Annotated in this window: 14 protein-coding genes; 6 read left to right on the top strand and 8 right to left on the bottom strand. The window is 70.3% G+C overall.

Going from position 1 to position 17,133, the window contains the following annotated elements:
* Positions 1-1,967: 1,967 nt before the first annotated feature.
* Positions 1,968-2,744, bottom strand: coding sequence for a lysophospholipid acyltransferase family protein (locus ABD151_RS21250; RefSeq protein ID WP_343996871.1), 777 nt, complete (start codon positions 2,742-2,744; stop codon positions 1,968-1,970).
* A gap of 91 nt (positions 2,745-2,835) precedes the next feature.
* Here ABD151_RS21250 and ABD151_RS21245 point away from each other — a divergent pair, with 91 nt between their 5' ends.
* The gene (locus ABD151_RS21245; RefSeq protein ID WP_343996870.1) at positions 2,836-3,513 is read left to right on the top strand and encodes a GNAT family N-acetyltransferase; all 678 of its coding nucleotides are present in this window, start codon (positions 2,836-2,838) and stop codon (positions 3,511-3,513) included.
* Here the strand turns inward: ABD151_RS21245 and trxA are convergent.
* The 7 genes from trxA to ABD151_RS21210 all read right to left on the bottom strand — a co-directional run bounded on the left by trxA (position 3,503) and on the right by ABD151_RS21210 (position 12,230).
* Entirely contained in the window at positions 3,503-3,829 is a 327-nt protein-coding gene (gene trxA / locus ABD151_RS21240) for a thioredoxin (RefSeq protein WP_343996869.1), read from the bottom strand. The two genes, ABD151_RS21245 and trxA, sit on opposite strands and share 11 nt — an antisense overlap.
* 73 nt (positions 3,830-3,902) lie before the next feature.
* A complete protein-coding gene (gene trxB / locus ABD151_RS21235; RefSeq protein WP_343996868.1) occupies positions 3,903-4,868 on the bottom strand; it encodes a thioredoxin-disulfide reductase in 966 nt (321 codons plus the stop codon).
* A 68-nt stretch (positions 4,869-4,936) separates the two neighbouring features.
* Positions 4,937-5,665, bottom strand: coding sequence for a hypothetical protein (locus tag ABD151_RS21230; RefSeq protein WP_343996867.1), 729 nt, complete (start codon positions 5,663-5,665; stop codon positions 4,937-4,939).
* Positions 5,666-5,790: 125 nt separating this feature from the next.
* The gene (sigM, locus tag ABD151_RS21225; RefSeq protein ID WP_343996866.1) at positions 5,791-6,453 is read right to left on the bottom strand and encodes an RNA polymerase sigma factor SigM; all 663 of its coding nucleotides are present in this window, start codon (positions 6,451-6,453) and stop codon (positions 5,791-5,793) included.
* Positions 6,450-8,267: a protein kinase family protein gene (locus tag ABD151_RS21220; RefSeq protein ID WP_343996865.1), complete on the bottom strand. Its 1,818-nt coding sequence runs from the start codon at positions 8,265-8,267 to the stop codon at positions 6,450-6,452. Before ABD151_RS21220 ends, sigM begins: the two co-directional genes overlap by 4 nt.
* Positions 8,268-8,349: 82 nt before the next feature.
* Positions 8,350-10,041: a murein biosynthesis integral membrane protein MurJ gene (gene murJ / locus ABD151_RS21215; RefSeq protein WP_343996864.1), complete on the bottom strand. Its 1,692-nt coding sequence runs from the start codon at positions 10,039-10,041 to the stop codon at positions 8,350-8,352.
* Positions 10,041-12,230 carry a hypothetical protein gene (locus tag ABD151_RS21210; protein WP_343996863.1) on the bottom strand — a complete coding sequence of 730 codons (2,190 nt, stop codon included), beginning with the start codon at positions 12,228-12,230 and terminating at the stop codon, positions 10,041-10,043. The genes murJ and ABD151_RS21210 overlap by 1 nt, the downstream gene beginning before the upstream one ends.
* Positions 12,231-12,276: 46 nt before the next feature.
* Between ABD151_RS21210 and ABD151_RS21205 the strand changes: the two genes are divergently transcribed.
* From ABD151_RS21205 to ABD151_RS21185, 5 genes are all read left to right on the top strand, one after another.
* Positions 12,277-13,743, top strand: a complete 1,467-nt coding sequence (locus tag ABD151_RS21205) for a CCA tRNA nucleotidyltransferase (protein WP_415629824.1) — start codon at positions 12,277-12,279, stop codon at positions 13,741-13,743.
* A 61-nt stretch (positions 13,744-13,804) separates the two neighbouring features.
* Entirely contained in the window at positions 13,805-14,809 is a 1,005-nt protein-coding gene (locus tag ABD151_RS21200; RefSeq protein ID WP_343996862.1) for a 1-aminocyclopropane-1-carboxylate deaminase/D-cysteine desulfhydrase, read from the top strand.
* Between the two features lie 54 nt (positions 14,810-14,863).
* Positions 14,864-16,105 carry a zinc metallochaperone AztD gene (gene aztD, locus ABD151_RS21195; RefSeq protein WP_343996861.1) on the top strand — a complete coding sequence of 414 codons (1,242 nt, stop codon included), beginning with the start codon at positions 14,864-14,866 and terminating at the stop codon, positions 16,103-16,105.
* 52 nt (positions 16,106-16,157) lie between these two features.
* Positions 16,158-16,619 carry an SRPBCC family protein gene (locus ABD151_RS21190; protein ID WP_343996860.1) on the top strand — a complete coding sequence of 154 codons (462 nt, stop codon included), beginning with the start codon at positions 16,158-16,160 and terminating at the stop codon, positions 16,617-16,619.
* A gap of 98 nt (positions 16,620-16,717) precedes the next feature.
* A partial coding sequence (locus ABD151_RS21185) for an AIM24 family protein (protein WP_343996859.1) occupies positions 16,718-17,133 on the top strand: 416 nt, incomplete at its 3' end.

The following is a 17,133-nucleotide window of genomic DNA, read 5'->3' as shown; positions in this document are numbered from 1 at the left end:
TCGCAGCCCGCAGGGCCCTATGTACCGACCAGACCGCGGACGCTAGGCGTCTATAGAGAGAAGGGTGACGGGAGGCACGGCTGCACGCCGGACCTGGACCCGATGCGCACCCTGCGCTGCGATCCCTGGAGGGAGGGGAGGGAAGCGGCCAGGCCGCGCGGCGATCCGACCGCTCTGGCCGAAGCTCGGCCATCCCGCGGGCCTGTCCGGCCATCCCGGGCGTGGACCGGCCCTCTCGGTGGGGATTGGCCTCCCAGGGAGAAGCCGTGGTGGACGTGGCACTGGGGTAGCGGGCCTCGTCCAAGCGCCCAACAAGCGGGCACGCCAACCCGGGCCGAACTGCCTCCCACGACTCTGTCGGCTGCAGCGCTACTGCCCTCTCTGGTCGACGACCTGATGCTGCACCGTGCAACCGACAACGGGAGGCCGCGATTGCGACAGGATGAGTCTGGTGGGTCGCCAGAGGCGTGTGTGGATCACTGGGGCATGCGGCGTGCGTTGGGCGCCAGGAGCACGGGGCATCGAAGATCACGGCAACTGGGGAGTCGTTTTCCCGGGTGGCGACCGGTTACGGAGCAACGCGCACCGGCCGGATGACTGGACCCGGCGTGAAGGCTCGAGTGCCACTGCGAGTAGCCGGCACCGGCCAGTCCATGTCCCGGCTGAGGCCGGCGAGGACGGACCTGGGAGGCGCCCTGTCCGTGGGGTTCTGTGTTGAGCGAGCGGAGGCATGCGTCGACCGCGAGGTCACACATCCCGCGCCAGGAGTGGCCACGGCGTCGGGCGGTCGGGACCTGCATCGACGTGCCTGTCCGTCCAGCAGAAACAAGAGCCAGCCTGACGGCCTCCAGGGGCCCACCCGCAGCAAGGTGTCCCGGGGGATGGGCGTCGGGATCCTCGGACCTCTCCGTGCGCGAGGTGGATGAGCTGAGGCCGCGAGAGGGGCCGCAGCGCAGGGGCGCTACACGCGAGAGGAAGGGGAGCATGAACTGGAGGCTTGGTGCTGACGGGCAGCCGGTCAGCTCGTCTGGCCCCATCAGGGCTGCCCGCTGTGACAGGCCGACAGCAGTACACCGGCAGGGGCTGGAGGATCGGAGGTGCCGCAACCGCGGCGACCAGGAGCGCGCTGTCGGGGAGCAGGGCGGCCGATGACCTGCTGGGGTGCTCGGGGATGGGGCGGATGCGAGGGCACGGCGGATCGCAGGGCCGAGCGATGTGGCCTGGCGGGCAGGCATGAGGCCGCGGGTGCTGGATGGCGCTGGCGGGCAGGCGGCGCTCGGGGCCCGAGAGAGCGGAGGCCGATGGCCAAGGGGCCAGGGGAACTGGCCGACGGGTCAGGGGCCAAGGGGGCGATGGGTCAGGCGGCTGGGTGTGCTTGCTCGGAGGACAGCTGACAGCCCGGAACCAGGGCTCGTGGGAGCCGCGAGGCCTGTGGGCGACGCTGAGGACCAGGGAGCCGGGGGAACGGGCAGGCTAACCCGGGCCGGTGTTGGCGGGCCCTGGTGAAGGCGGACGCCGTGCAGCTCCGAAGGCGCCACCACGGGTGGCCGGGTGAGCCGGGGTGAGCCCGGGCGCGCCGGGATGGACGGGGGAGAGGCAACAACCAGGCGCTGAGGCAAGACGACCAGCGCCAACGCGTGCTGATCGTCAGAGGCCACCCAGACGCTGAGCGGGCGGCCAGGCGGGTCGACCAGCGGGCTGGGAACAGGAGTGCCGACGGCAGCCGAACGGCCCCGGAACAGCGACGACGACCGCTGATGTCTTTGAGCCCGTGGTCACCGGTTGTTCGACCGAATGGCCAGCGATTGTCAGCCGATACCCACGGAACACCCACCGGCGCAGCGACGCGCACACCCCGATCCCCGCCTGGCTGAGCGTGGAACCCACCTATAAAGCGATTAGTCGCTATGTCGACAAACCGACATAGCGACTGATCGCTTAGGGAACGTTTCCCGTGAAACCTTGGACTACTTCTTCCGCTTCTTCATGGCCTTCTCGCGCTTGCGGGCTGCGCGCTTGCGCTTCTCCTCGGCGTCGATCGCCTCGGCCTCCTCGAGCGTGGGAGCTGAGCCGCCGTAGCTGGCGGGCAGCCACCACGAGCCCGGGGGCTGCTCCTCGGCCGGGTACTCGCGGATGCACGCGTCGAGCAGCGCCTCCATCCGCGACCGGAGCTCGGCGGTCTCGGCGACCGGGTCGGCACCGGTCGGATACATCGGCTCACCGACCTTCACCAGGACCGTCTTGCCGCGCTTGAAGTCCTTCGGGTGATCCTTGGTGAACATCCGCTGGCAACCCCAGGTCACCACCGGGATCAGCGGCGCGCCCGCCCTGGCTGCGATCCGCACGGCTCCGGTCTTCAGGTCCTTGATCAGGAAGCTTCGCGAGATCGTGGCCTCCGGGAAGATGCCGACGATCTCCCCACGACGCAATGCCTCGGCTGCGACGTCCATCGACTCGAGCCCGGCCGAGCGGTCGACACTGATGTGCTTGAAGGACCGCATCACCGGGCCACCCACCGGGTGGTCGAAGACCTCGCGCTTCGCCATGAACCGGGTGTAGCGACCGCGAGCCACCGACGGGTACCCGGCCATCAGGTAGTCGACGTAGGAGGTGTGGTTCACCGCGAGCAGTGCACCGCCGGTCTCGGGAAGGTGCTCGATCCCTTCCATCTGCACGTCGACCGCACCCAACTTGAACCAGGTCTTCGCGGCGGCGACGACGACGGGGTAGCTGATGTCGGGCATGGTGCTCCTAGTGATGCGACGAATGAGCGACCGGTGATCGGCGCGTGGGAGAACTAGACTAGGGCGTGACTCCACCCACTTGGAGACATGCATGCCTCGTCGAACGACCGCCTTCCACCTCGACCATCTCGACCGGTTGCCGCTCGAGAGCCGACGCTGCACGTTCTGGGAGTTCGACCCGCGAGCCCGTCATGTGCTCGGCGGCGACGACGCCGAGGCCCTCAAGCGAGCATGGCTCTCGCGCACACTCACCACCTGGGGAACCTGCGGCCAGGTCGCCATCGTCGACGGCGAGCTGATCGGCTTCACCTTCTACGCCCCCGGGGATCTCGTGCCCGGTGGGACCCTCCCGCTCAGTGGCCCGATCGACGACGGCACGGTCCTGCTGCTCGGCACCTGGGTGGACCCACGCTGGCGCGGAGGGGGAGTGGCCAAGTCATTGATCCAGGCAACGGCCAAGGATCTGATCCAACGTCATGCTGCCGACGCCCTCGAGGTGATCGCCACGACCGGGACCACCGGCGGGCACGGCAGATGCGAGTGCCTGCTGCCGGAGGCGTTCGCCAGTGCGGTCGGCTTTGAAATGCAGCGAGCGCACCCCACCTATCCGCGATTGCGGATGAGTCTGCGCCGTACGCTGCCGTGGTCCGAAGAACTGGCTGCGAGCTGGCGCCGACTCGTGGTGGCGGTGCGCCCTCCGATCGTGGCCCCGCGGCCTCGCCGGAGCGAGACCACGGAGGCCCGAAGCGGTTGGTGGCTCAGCCGATGAAGTCGGCGAGCTCCTTGAGGAGCACGCCCTTCGGCTTCGCGCCGACGATGGTCTTGACGACCTCGCCGCCCTGGTAGACGTTCAGGGTGGGGATGCCGCTGACCCGGTAGTTGGAGGGGGTCACCGGGTTCTCGTCGACGTTGAGCTTGAAGAAGCCCATCTTGTCGCCGTGCGCGGCTGCGATCTCGTCGAGGATCGGGGAGACCTGGCGGCACGGACCGCACCACTCAGCCCAGAAGTCGACCAGAACGGGCTTGTCGGACTTGAGGACCTCGGCGTCGAAGTCGGCGTCGGTCACAGCTGGGATGTTGCCCACGGTGATGCCTTTCTGATGGTCGGTTGACGTGGATGGAACAACGTCGGGAATCGAGAGATTCCCGAAGCGGGGGTCAGACCGAGACGGCGGCCGCGGTGGCGGCAGCGTGGTCCAGGTCCGCGATGTAGCGCTCGGCGTCGAGAGCGGCGGTGCAACCGGTGCCGGCTGCGGTGATCGCCTGCTGGTAGGAGCTGTCCACCAGGTCGCCGGAGGCGAAGACGCCGGGCAGGTTGGTGCGCGTGGTGGGGGAGTCCACCTTCACGTATCCCTCGTCGTCGATCTCGATCTGGCCGGCGAACAGCTCGCTGCGCGGGTCCAGGCCGATCGCGATGAAGAGACCGGTGGCCGGCAGCTCGGAGGTGTCGCCGGTGACGGTGTCGCGCAGGGTCAGGCTCTCCAGGCTCTCGGTGCCGTTGATGGCGGCGACCTCGGAGTTCCAGATGACCTCGAGCTTCGGGTCGGCGAAGGCGCGCTCCTGCATCACCTTCGAGGCGCGCAGCTCGTCGCGGCGGTGGATCAGGTAGACCTTCTCTGCGAAGCGGGTCAGGAAGGTGGCCTCCTCCACGGCGGAGTCGCCGCCGCCGACGACCGCGATCGTCTGGTTGCGGAAGAAGAAGCCGTCGCAGGTCGCGCACCAGGAGACGCCGCGGCCGGAGAGGGTGTCCTCGTTGGGCAGGTGCAGCTTGCGGTGGGCGGAGCCGGTGGACAGGATCACCGAGCGCGCACGGTAGGTGTCCGTGGCGGTCTTCACGATCTTGATGTCACCGGTGAGGTCGACCTCGATCACGTCGTCCGGGATCAGCTCGGCACCGAACCGCTCGGCCTGGGCGCGCATCTCGTCCATCAGCGCCGGGCCCATGATGCCGTCGCGGAAGCCGGGGTAGTTCTCCACCTCGGTGGTGTTCATCAGTGCGCCACCGGCGGTGACCGCACCCTCGAAGACCAGCGGGTGGAGGGCGGCGCGGGCGGCGTACACCGCGGCGGTGTAGCCCGACGGTCCGGAGCCGATGATGATGACGTTGCGGATGTCGGTGCTCATGGTGCGCGAGGCCTCCTGGCCGGGGTGAGGATCGTCGGTACGTAGACGGAACCGATCCTACGTACCGCTCATTCCCGCGGTGCCAGGGTGACCGAAGTGAGCGGCCGCTCCTCGCCCTTCTCGCAGGTGACGATGTCGATGACACGCGGCGTGTCCGAGGTCTGCCGCACCAGGTAGTACGTGACGTCGGCGCGGGCCGGCGTCGGTTCATTCTTGAGGGCCGCGCAGCTCGACGCCGTCATCTTCTTGAGCTGCAGGCGGTTGGCGGAGCCGGAGTAGCCCTCGCTGTCGCTCCCGGCTGGGAGCGCTTCGGCGACAGCGCGCTCGACCTGACGCTGCTCACGCTTCGTGAGCGGCGGCTCGAGGTAGCTCAGCGTGCTGCGCAGCGAATCGAGCTTCAACTCACCGGAGAGACCGGCCGAGTTCCCACGGCCGTCAGCGAGGTCCTGCTCCGGCGCGAATTCGCTAGACGACCCCTGGTCGGAGAGCGAATCGGAGCTCTCACTGACCTCTGCCTCGGCCGAGCTCGCCGGGGTGGCGTTGGAGCCATCCCCGGAGCTGCTGCCGAGTTGGGCGACGTAGGAGCCGCCGGCGCCGATCACGATCACGGCGGCCGCAGCGGCCAGCAGCGCGTTGCGCCGGCGTCGCGGGCGCAGCTGCGTCACGTTCGACTCGTCGGTCTCGGACTCGGCCGTGACCTCCGGGCCGTCCGCGGCCGGCAGCTCGGCCTCGGCGGAGCGGGAGCTGACCAACTCGGCCAGGGTGTCGTCCAGGCGTGCAACGACGTCGTCGGGCATCGGCTCAGTGGCACGAGCGCCCCGGAGCCACCGGGTCACTTCGGATTCTTCGAATTCTTCGGTCACGACGGTTCACCTCCCAGGCTTGGTCGTGTCACGGATGCTGCGGTCGTCTCAAGGCGGGGTCAGGAGGGTGGACCGCGTGGGGCATCACTGGGTGGGACGGCGGCGGGCGGCGGGCGGTTCCCGTCCTCGGTTGTGACCTGGGTGACGCCGTACTCCGTCAGCAGCGCTGCCAGGCGGCGCCGTCCGCGCGCACATCTCGACTTCACGGTACCGACCGCGCAATCCAGCATCACCGCGACGTCGGCGACCGGATAGCCCTCCATGTCGACCAGCACCAGGGCAGCGCGCTGGTCCGCCGGCAGGGTGGCGAGTGCGGCCAGCACCCGCTCCCGGCGCTCGGTGGCGAGGGCGGCGGCGTCGGGCTGCTCGACCGTGCTGATGGTGTGGGTCGAGCCGCGGCCGACGTGCTCCTCGAGGTCGTCGGGTAGGGCGTCGGCCTGACGCACCTTGAGCGCGCGGAGCCGGTCCAGGCAGGCATTGACGACGATCCGGTGCAGCCAGGTGGTGACCTGACTGTCGCCGCGGAACGAGCCGGCCCTGCGGAACGCCGAGATCAGCGCGTCCTGCAGCGCGTCTGCGGCGTCCTCGCGGTTGCCCATCGTGCGCAGCGCGACCGCCCACAGCCGGTCGCGATGCCGGGCGAACAGCTCGCCGAACGCCTCGGGGTCCCCCGAGACGTGGGCGTCGAGTAGCTCGCGGTCGTCGCGATCCGCGGTGGTCATGACCGGATCTGCACCTCGGCGACCTGGCCGCGGAACCCGTCCGGGTCGGGCAGGCTGGTCAGCCAGACGGCCACCCACCGGGTGCTCGCCGGCTGCTGCGGGTTGAGCCGGGCGACGCCGTCGGCGCCCTGGGCGCTGGCGAGCACGGTGCTGGCCGACAGATCCGTCGGACGCTCGCTGCCGGTGAAGCCCAACAGCTCGAGGTCGGTCGGCCCGCCGGCCACCTCGACCGAGACCTGCGACAGGTCGCGCTCGCGGCCGAGGTCGATCAGCAGTCCGACGCCGTCCTTGAGACCGCCCGGGCCGAAGTTCTGCTTGTAGCGGCTGGTCTGCCACCGGGTCTGGGAGTCGCCGTCGAAGGCCAGCGCCACCAGTGAGGCGTTCTCGCCGTCCGAACCGCCCTGCGGATCGAAGTCGAAGGTGGCCTTGGGAGAGACCGGGTCGCCGGTCGCCTGGGACTGGCTGCTCGGCTCCGTGGTGGGGGCGTCGTCGTCACCACCACCGCCGTCGTTGAGGCCGCGGTTGAACCCGTAGATCATCGCGAGCAGCACCAGCAGCGCGACGGCGAGGATCCAGGCGCCGCGCATCCAGCCGCGGCCCGGGACCGGCTCCTCCTCCTCGGGCTCCTCGTCGATGATCGGCACCTTGCCGACCTCGGTGCCCCACGGCCAGAAGGCCGAGGAGTCGGAGATCTCCGGCACGTCCGGGCGAGGCGTGCGCGCCGGACGGCCCTCCGGCGGGTCGGGTGCGAAGAGCGGCCGCTCGGGGTTGTCCTCGAACGGCGGGGGCGGCGGTGCGGGCTTCGGGCTCGGGGTCCGCCACTCGGGGTCGAGGATCTCGTCGTCGAAGACCGGCACTCCGGCCTGGGTCATCTCGCCGGGCAGGTCGGGCACGGGGGGCGCGCCCACCTGGGTGGCGTCGTCGTCGGTCGCGTCGGCAGCGGGCTGCTCGGTGGCGGGCTCCTCGTCGGCAGGAAGGCCGGGCGCCAGGGCGAAGGTCTCGATCCGCGGGATCCGCGGCGAGGTGTTGCCGCGGTTGCGGGCGGCCTCCGCCTCGGCGACCGCGGTGCGGTCGCCGATGAAGTCGAACATCGCCATCGCGACCTCGGAGGCCGAGCGGACGCGTTGCCCGGGCAGGGCGTGATCGGGGTTGAAGACGCCGTCGCACAACGCGTCCAGCACCCGCGGCACGCCGGCCCGCACCTGGCGGGGCCGCAGCACCCGGCCGTGGTCGCGCGGCGCCGTCGGCACGCGCGAGCTCGACGGGCCGGGCCACTTGCCGGTCAAGGCGGCGTAGAGCAGACCCACCAGATCGACCAGCTCGGCGCCGAGCGCGGCCGGGGTGACGCCGTGCAGAGCGGCGTCGACGGCGAAGCCGACCACCTTCACCGAGCCGCGGTCGTCGATCATCACGTTGTCCGGAACCAGCCGCCCGTGGGTGATGCCCAGGCCGTGCGCGGTGGCCAGCAGCTCGGCGACCTCGCCCACCACCCAGGCCGCTCGCCGCGGCGACAGCGGCTCCTCGGCGAGCAGGATGTCGAGCGAGTGCCCCTCGCCCCACTCGTTGACGACGTAGCACCAGTCATCGGTGACGCCGGCGTCGAGCACCCGCAGCAGCCGCGGGTCGAGCACCTGCGCCGAGCGACGTGCCGCATCGATCAGCACCTCGGCGCGCGGGTCCTCCCGGCTGATCAGGTGCACCGCGACCGGCCGGGCGAGGACGCCGTCCCAGGCACGCCAGAACCGACCGCCCCGCGCATCGCTGAGCAGGTCGATGAGGCGGTAGCGCCCGGTGAGCACGTCTCCGGGTCGCATCGAGCTGGGCAGGTCTCCCCCTTTGCTTGGCTGATGCTCCGCGTTTCAGCAGAGGCCGTTGCTGGTCATCGTAGAGCGCTTCCTAGCGTCTGCGGGGCAGCGGAAGCCGACGCGTGATCATCGCCAGCAGATCCGACACTTCACGGATCTGGAAGGCGCTCGCCGCGATCAGGAAGACGACTACGTCGACCAGCCCGGTGATCGCGAGCAACAGCGCCACGCCGAGCCAGCCGGCATCGTCCAACGCGTCGGTGACCAGCTGCAGCACCAGCCAGGCGGCGGTGCTGGCGATCAGCGCCGCCAGCGCGGTGCGCAGCAGGAACGAGACCAGGGTCCGCAGGTGCAGGCCGCCCAGCGCGTGTCGCAGCTGGAAGAAGGAGAGGGTCGCCCCGACCGCGTAGGCGCCGCCGAAGGCGATCACCAGCGCCGGCGAGGTGAACCAGGCGTCGGTGCGGCGGACCAGCAGCACGGCGAGGGCGATGTTGGTGGCAGAGACCGCACACTGGATGAAGAAGACGGTGCGGGTGCGCTCCAGGGCGTAGAAGCCGCGGAGCATGAAGTAGTGGATGGTGAAGAAGAAGAGTGCCGGGGCGAAGAGTGCCAACGAGGGCGCGAAGTTCTGGTAGCTGTCGGCGGTCGCCCCGTAAGCCCAGACGATCCGGGCGATCGGCTCGACCAGGAACGGCAGCAGTGCCGCGAACGGGATGATCAGCGCCAGCGCGGTGCGCATCGTGGAGGAGAGCGTGTTGGCCAGAGCGCGCAGGTCGACGTCGGCGGCGTGCCGCGACAGCGTCGGCAGCACCGCGGTGGCCAGCGAGACGGTGATGATCGCGTGCGGCACCATCGCCATCAGGTAGGTGTTGGAGTAGACGGTGTAGCCGGTTCCGGCTGAGGTCACGCTCTGGCCACACTCACCGACGGTGGTGGCGGTTCCGCTGGAGGCGAGCCGGACCACGACGGTGTAGGCGATCTGGTTGACCACCACGAAGAGCACGGTCCACATGCCGAGGCGCAGGGTGTGGCCCAGGCCGGTGCCGCGGAAGTCGAAGCGCGGGCGATAGCGGAAGCCGGCCGCGCGCAGATAGGGCAGCAGGATCGCGAACTGGGCGACGATGCCGAGGGTGGAGCCGATGCCCAGCAGCATCTCCTGCGAGGTGGTGAAGGGGCCGCACTGCTCGGCGCCCTGGGCCGGGCCGAAGACCACCAGGTAGATGCCGAGCACCGCCACCGAGATCACGTTGTTGGCGATCGGCGCCCACATCATCGGGCCGAATCGCCCGCGTGCGTTGAGGATCTGACCGACCAGCACGAACATGCCGTAGAAGAAGACCTGCGGCAGGCAGAAGCGCGCGAAGTTGACGATGCTCTCGCGTTGCGCGGCGAGTGAGGGGTCGTCGAACGAGGCGTCGAGGAAGATGCCCATCACGATCGGCGCGAAGAGCACCAGCAGCACGGTGACGGTGCCGAGGAAGAGCGCGGCCAGGGTGATGATCCGGTTGGTGTAGGCCTCGCCGCCGTCCGGATCGTTCTTCATCGAGCGGACCAGCTGCGGCACCAGCACGGCGTTGAAGATGCCGCCGGCCAGCAGGATGTAGACCATGTTCGGGATCGTGTTGGCGATGTTGAACAGGTCGGCGTGCAGCATGTTGCCCAGCGCTGCGGCCAGCAGGATCGTGCGCAGGTAGCCGCTGAGCCGGGAGACCATCGTTCCGGCAGCCATCACCACGCTGCTGCCGAGCACCGAGGACGACGCGACGTCGCGATGCTTGGCCATCAGGCGTCCCGCTTCCTGATCCGCTTGCCGAGGCGGATCGCGATCGCGATGAAGAGGATGCCGACGCCGACGCCGAGCACCACCCAGATCACCTTGCCGACCGAGTTGGAGCGGACGCTGAGCTGCCCGACCGTGCCGATCGGGGAGCCGTCGAGGGTGACCGCCACCAGGTCGACCTGGTGGACGCCGATGGTGCCGGCCTTCGCCGTCAGGGTGAAGGTGCGTGAGGTGTTGGCCTCGAGCTCGATGGTGGCCGGGGCCTTGATCTGCAACTCGGCGTCGGTCTCGGCGCGCACCGCGAAGGCGACCGGCTGCTCGAGGCCGTTGGTCACGGTCATCGTGAACGGGCCGCTCTCGGCGGAGAGGATGACAAAGGACGGCGTGCTCAGCTCGACCTTGGCCAGGTGCCGGCGCAGCCAGTCGGTGGAGGCGCTGATCCGGGTCAGTGCCTCGAGCTTGTCGGAGCGGCTGTGCACCGAGACAGTGGTCAGCGCCTCCTCGCGCACCTGCGCGGCCAGCGTGTCGTTGAGGGGGAGCAGCTCATCGAGCGTGGCGCCGGTCTCCGCCAGCCGGTCGGCCGCGGTGAAGTGCGACGGCGACAGCTCGGCGTTGACCTGGCGCTGCGGGTAGACCAGCGTGTCGGTCTCGGCGAACTCCTTGATCTGCGAGCGGACGTCGCTGAGCGGGCCGAGGTCGACGAAGGGCTGGTCGAGCGAGTCGAAGAACGAGTCCGCAGCGTAGCCCGGGTCGAGCTCGGCGGGCAGGTTCACCAGCAGCGGGCTGGTGTCGCCGCTGACCGCACGGACCGCGGCCTCGGCCAGGATCCGCTGCCGCATCGCCACGGCGCTGGTCCGGTCGTAGGGGTCGGCGCCGCGGTAGCTGTCGGTGTAGATCAGGGCCTGGCTGTCGCCGACCTGGATCGCCGCGGTGTCCGCGGCCTCGGTGGCGAAGCGCTCCGGCAGTGCGTGGTTGGACAGCAGCACCACGGCGTCGTCGGTGCTCTTCATCGCGGTCATCGGCAGCAGGCCGCTCGGCGGGGCGACCGCCGGCGTGCTGACCACGCCGTGTCCGAGCAGCGAGGCGCTGGACGCGGCACCGGCATCGCTGATGGTGGCGCCGGAGTACTGGCTGGCCGCGGCGACGTCGACGTCGCCGTAGGGCAGGGCCAGCACGTCGCTGGACTTGAGCTGGGTGGTCAGCCGGGCCAGCCATGCGGTGGCGAGCTCGGCGGCGCGGGCATCGATCCCCTCCAGCGGCGCAGGCTCCTCGGTCTCCTCGGTGGCGGCGTCGTCGTCGCCGTCCTCCTCCTCGGGCTCGACGGTCGCGGCCATGTTGCGGGGCCGGTTGCCATCGGCGAGCTGCTGGACGGCGTCGACCACGGCGGGGTCGACCAGGACCGTGGTGGTGGCGGGCGTGCCGCTGACGATCAGGTCCAGCAGGTCGGCCAGCCGGCCGCCGGGGGCGAGCTCGGTGGCCCAGAGGTCGACGCCATCGACGCGGCCCTCCGCGGTGAAGGTCACGGCGCGGCGGATCGGCACCACCACGCCGGTGGTGACGGGGTCGCGCTGGTTGTCCACCAGGGGCACGAAGGTCCGGGCGCGGCCGTCCGCGAGGCCGTCGCGGCCGCCGTCCGCGCTGTCGGAGAGGACCTGGACGCCGAGCAGGTAGACGCCTTCGCTGCCGGTGATCCGCAACTCCTTGACGGGTACCCGCACCCGCCACTGGGCGGTGGCGCCGGCGGCGAGCTGGCTGATCGAGTTGTCGAGGACGGCCGGGTTCTGCAGTCGCTCGCCGCCGAGGTTCGCGTCGGCGTCGGCGTCCGCTGCGGCCGTGAGCTCCGCGGTGCTCTGGAACGGTGCGTAGGACGAGAGCGGGTGCACGTTGAGCCCGGTCAAGGTGCTCTCGGTGAGGTTCGTGACGCTGCCGTTGAGGGTGATCGCGCCCTTCTTGGGGATCACCGCCGGCGAGACGTTCTCGATGGTGACCTCGAAGGAGTCCTTCGTCGGCGCCCGTCGCGCGGAGCGCGAGACCTTGCCGCCGGCGGACTTGCGCGCCTCGCTGGTCTGAGCGCGTTGCTTGTGGTGTCCGGGGTCGCTCGGCTCGGCGTGCGCAGGCGTCATCGTGGCTGTCGGGAGGAGGAAGGCCACGGACACCAGAGGCGCGAGGAAGCGGGCCACCGGGGGAATCACGGCGTCGACTCTATCGGCCCCGCCTCGCCGCGTAGGCTTGTCTCCCGTGTCCGACGCTGAACCCACGCCCCTGCTGATCTCCGACGTACAGGAGCGGGTCGCGCGCGAGCTCGACCGACTGGCTCCGGTGATCGACGAGCTAGGGCGCCGCTTCAGTGAGGCAGGGCACACGATCGCGCTGGTCGGCGGGCCGGTGCGCGACGCGATGCTGGGCCGGCTGCACAACGACCTGGACTTCACCACCTCGGCACGTCCCGACGTCACCGAGCGGCTGCTGCGCGGCCTGACCGACGCGATCTGGGACATGGGGCGCGACTTCGGCACGATCGGCGCGCGGATCGGCGGCTGGCAGGTGGAGATCACCACCTTCCGCTCCGAGGCCTACGACCCGGACTCGCGCAAGCCGGAGGTGAACTTCGGCGACACGCTGGAGGGCGACCTCGGGCGGCGCGACTTCACCGTGAACGCGATGGCATTGACCATCCCGGACCGGGGCTTCGAGGACCCGTTCGGCGGCCTGGTCGATCTCGCGGCCGGCGTGCTGCGGACGCCGGGGACCCCGGAGCAGTCGTTCTCCGACGACCCGTTGCGGATGATGCGGGCGGCTCGCTTCGCGGCCCAACTGGGCTTCACCCCCGCGCCCGAGGTGGTCGCGGCGATGACCGAGATGGCCGCGCGGATCGAGATCATCTCCGCCGAGCGGGTCCGTGACGAGCTGGTCAAGCTGATCTGCGCGCCCTACCCGCGCCGCGGGCTGCGGCTGCTGGTGGACACCGGACTGGCCGAGTACGTGCTGCCCGAGCTGCCGGCGTTGGCGCTGGAGCGCGACGAGCATCACCGGCACAAGGACGTCTACGAGCACACGTTGACCGTGCTGGAGCAGGCGATCGACCTGGAGAAGGCCCGCGGCGGCCCGGACGCCGAACCGGACTTCATCAGCCGCTTCGCGGCGCTGATGCATGACGTCGGCAAGCCACGGACCCGCAAGTTCCTCGACGACGGCACGGTCACCTTCCACCACCACGACATGGTGGGCGCGAAGATCACCCGCAAGCGGATGCGGGCGCTGCGCTTCTCCAACGATCAGATCGACGCGGTCAGCAAGCTCGTCGAGCTGCACCTGCGCTTCCACGGCTACGACTCCGGCGAGTGGACCGACTCCGCCGTGCGCCGCTACGTGCGTGACGCCGGTGACCAGCTGGAGCGGCTGCACATCCTGACCCGGGCCGACTGCACCACCCGCAACAAGCGCAAGGCGGACCGGCTGCGACGCACCTACGACAGCCTCGAGGAGCGGATCGCGCGGCTCTCGGAGCAGGAGGAGCTGGACGCGATGCGTCCCGACCTCGACGGCGCGCAGATCATGCAGATCCTGCAGATCGCCCCTGGGCCGGTGGTCGGCAAGGCCTACAAGTTCCTGCTGGAGCTGCGGATGGACCACGGGCCGCAGAGCCCGGAGGCCGCCGAGGCCGCGCTGCGCGCCTGGTGGGCGGAGCAGCAGGCCGGCTCCTGAGCGGTCAGGGCGGGGGTAGCGTGCGGGGCACGACCGTCGTCGACGAACGCCGAGGTGCCCCGTGCCCAGCTCGCCTGCTGCCCCCTCCCAGCTGCACCGCCGCTGGCCCGGGCTGGACCTGACCCGGCGCCCGCTGGGCACCGCCCCGACGCGGGTCGAGCAGGTCGACATCCCGGGCGTCGCCGACGGCCTGTGGGTCAAGCGCGACGACGAGTTCGGCGACGGACCCTGGGGCGGCAACAAGGTCCGCAAGCTGGAGTGGATCATTCCCGAGGCGCAGCGGCGCGGGGTGCGCACGCTCTTCACGGTGGGCGGCATCGGCACGCACTGGGGCCTGGCGTGTGCCCGCTACGCCGATCAGGGCGGGTTGCGCACCGTGTTGGGGCTGGTCGACCAACCGGTCGACGACCATGTCCGCGAGCAGTGGGAGCGGCTGGTCGCCAGTGAGGCGGTGATCCATCGCTTCCGTTCGCCGCGGCAGCTGCGGCTGGCGGCGCCCTGGTTGCTGGCCCGGGCCTGCGACCGCAGCGGGTTGCGGCTGACGCCGCCCTGGTACCTGCCGGCCGGAGGCTCCAACCCGGTCGGCACGTTGGCGTATGTCGAGACGGCGTTGGAGATCGCGGCACAGGTCGAGGCCGGTGAGCTGCCGGAGCCGGCGACGGTGGTGGTCCCGATCGGCTCGGGCGGCACCACTGCCGGGCTCACCCTCGGGCTCAGGATCGCGGGGCTGCGCAGCCGGGTGCTGGGCGTCGTCGTCAACGACTCGTTCCCGCTGGACGCCGCGGTGATGGCGCGGTTGGCGAACCGGACCGGCGAGTTGCTGCGCTCGCGCGGCGCGAGCGGGGTGCCGACGATCGCGGCCGGCGACCTGGACACCCGCGACGACTGGCTCGGTGCGACCTACGGCGACCCGACGCCGGCCTCGGTCGCTGCCGTCGCCGCCGCGGCCCGGGTGGGCCTGGACCTGGAGCCGGTCTACACGGGCAAGGCGTTGGCCGCGGTTGCTGACCTGGGCGCCTCGCTGCCGGGCCCGGTGCTGTGGCTGCACACCCACGGGCCGAGATAGCCGATCGCCGTCCCTTCTTGACAACGATTCTCATTTGCAATGAGAATCGTTCTCATGAACAGACGATTGATCCCCGTTGTCGTTGCGCTCGGGTTGGCGCTGGCCGCCTGCGGCGAGACCGAAGCCGAGTCGAAGGGCGCCGCCGAGGCGCCGCATGCAGAGGAGAAGCACCAGGAGGAGACCAGCGACGCCACCGAGGCCGCCCGGCCGGAGTCGCGGCTCGCGATCACCCATGACGGCGGCATCACCGTGCTGCGCGCCGGCGACGGCGAGGTGGTCGGCGAGATCGAGATGGAGGGCTTCCTGCGCCTGAACCAGGCCGGTGACGGCCGGCACGCTCTGGTCAGCACCGGGCGCGGCTTCGAGGTGCTTGACCTCGGTGCCTGGACCCAGGCGCACGGCGACCACGGGCACTCCTACACCGCACAACCGCGGATGACCGGGACCGTCTTCGCCGCCGAGCAGGCCGGGCACGCCGTCGTCCACGCCGACCGGACCGTCCTGTTCGCCGACGGAACCGGCGCGATCACCACCTTCGACCCGCACCACCTCGCCGACGGCGACCCCGAGACCACCGACTACGCCACCGCACACGCCCACCACGGCGTCGCGCTGATCCGCGAGGACGGCGCCCTGGTCGCCACCGACGGCACCGAGGAGGCTCGGTCCTCGGTCACCGTCCGCTCGACCGACGGCGACGAGATCGCCCGCTACGACGAGTGCCCCGGCGTGCACGGCGAGGCCGTGGCTGCGGAGGTCGTCGCGTTCGGCTGCGAGGACGGCGTCCTGCTGCTGAAGGGCGACGAGTTCACCAAGGTGGACGCGCCGGACGACTATGCGCGGATCGGCAATCTCGCCGGCAGCGAGCAGTCCCCGGTGCTGCTCGGCGACTACAAGGTGGACCCGGACGCCGAGCTGGAGCGCCCGACCCGGATCAGCCTGATCGACACCGCCACCGACAAGCTGCGACTGGTCGACCTGGGGGCCAGCTACTCGTTCCGCTCGCTGGGGCGTGGTGCCGACGGTGAGGCGCTGGTGCTCGGCACCGACGGCGGCCTGCGGATCATCGACCCGGCGTCCGGCAAGGTCGAGCGCACGGTCGAGGTGACCGCGCCGTGGCGCGAGCCCACCGACTGGCAGCAGCCGCGTCCCACGCTGAGCGTGGTCGGCGACACCGCCTGGGTGAGCGAGCCGAAGACCAAGCAGGTGCACGCGGTCGACGTCGCCAGTGGTCGTGTGGTCGCCAGCTGGGAACTTCCGCAAGTGCCCAACGAGCTCCTCGGCATTGCCGGATAGTGGTGCTACTGGATAGCGTTCAGTAACCCAACCCGGAGGTTCTACCGTGCCCATGACCGACGTCGCCCCGATCGAGGCCAGCGTGACCATCGCGGCTCCGCCGTCCAAGGTGTGGGGTCTGGTGAGCGACCCGCGCAACTATGCGCGCTGGAGCCCGCAGACCGCCAAGACCTTCGTGCGAGGTGGCGCCGTCACCGCCGGCGCCACGATGTTCAACATCAACCGTCGTGGGCTGCTCGTGTGGCCCACCCAGGCCCGGATCGAGACCGTCGACCACGAGCGTCAGTTCGCCTTCAAGGTGAAGGAGAACTGGACGGTGTGGTCCTACCACCTCGAGGAGACGGCGGACGGTGGCACGCAGTTGACCGAGCGTCGTGAGGCGCCCAAGGGCATCTCGGACCTGTCGGTGCGGCTGACCAAGGCCGTGTTCGGCGGGGTGCCGGCCTTCACCAACGAGTTGCAACGCGGCATGGAGCAGACCCTCGCGCAGATCAAGGCCGAGGCCGAGGCCTGAGCCCTCACCTCGCCTGACGGCGTCGCCCCGCCTCACCGTGTCCGGTTTCTGTGCCGGAACGCGTGTGAGGCGGGGATCGGCTGGGCATGCTTGGCCTCATGAGGAGCGAACTCTTTGACGCCGAGCATGTCCGGGTCTCCAGCCCTGAGCGATGGGCGATGCAGAACAACCAGATGATCCGAGTAGGTCTCGGACCGGATGTTCTCGCCACCAAGGGCGCGATGGTCGCCTACCAGGGCAACGTGGCCTTCCACCACGAGAAGTCCGGCAGCATGGCCAAGATGGCCAAGAAGATCGTGACCAGCGAGGACGTCTCGTTGATGCGGGTCAGCGGCCAGGGCGAGGTCTGGTTCGCCCAGAACGCCGGCTACGTCTACACCCTCGAGCTCGAGAACGAGGGGATCAGCCTCAATGTCGCAAACCTGCTGGCCTTCGACGCCACGCTGACCTGGGACATCAACAAGATCAAGGGCGCCGGCATGCTGGCGGGTGGCTTCTTCAACACCACCATCGG

The sequence above is a fragment of the Nocardioides dubius genome (genome assembly GCF_039528155.1).
In the GTDB taxonomy this organism is placed as follows: domain Bacteria; phylum Actinomycetota; class Actinomycetes; order Propionibacteriales; family Nocardioidaceae; genus Nocardioides; species Nocardioides dubius.
This window is presented reverse-complemented; position numbering and strand designations above follow the sequence as displayed.